The organism is Rhizobium ecuadorense (assembly GCF_001187535.1).
GTDB lineage: Bacteria > Pseudomonadota > Alphaproteobacteria > Rhizobiales > Rhizobiaceae > Rhizobium > Rhizobium ecuadorense.
The window spans coordinates 1-252 of record NZ_LFIO01000125.1 but is presented as its reverse complement, the minus strand read 5'-3'; the positions used below and the strand labels follow the sequence as shown (position 1 = coordinate 252).

Below are 252 nucleotides of genomic sequence, written 5' to 3'. Positions count from 1 at the left end.
GCGGCCGCGATCACGACGAGCGATGGTGCGATCGCCTGCAGGCCGAACAGATAGATCAGCGGGATGCTGACAGCCGTGCCGAAAAGCCCGGCAAGCACGCTGATGCGGGCAAGATCCGCAATGCCGCGCATGCCCTGGATCAATGCGCTCTGCCCCGCAGACACCAGCCGGAAGAAGACAGCGAGCGACAGTAGCACAATGCCACCGACGTGCTGATAATCACCGAATGTGAAACGTGAGACAGGATATGCC

Annotated in this window: 1 pseudogene; it reads right to left on the bottom strand. The window is 61.1% G+C overall.

Annotated elements, in window-relative coordinates:
- A pseudogene (locus AF337_RS04245) lies at nt 1–252 on the bottom strand (O-antigen translocase); the annotation flags it as partial.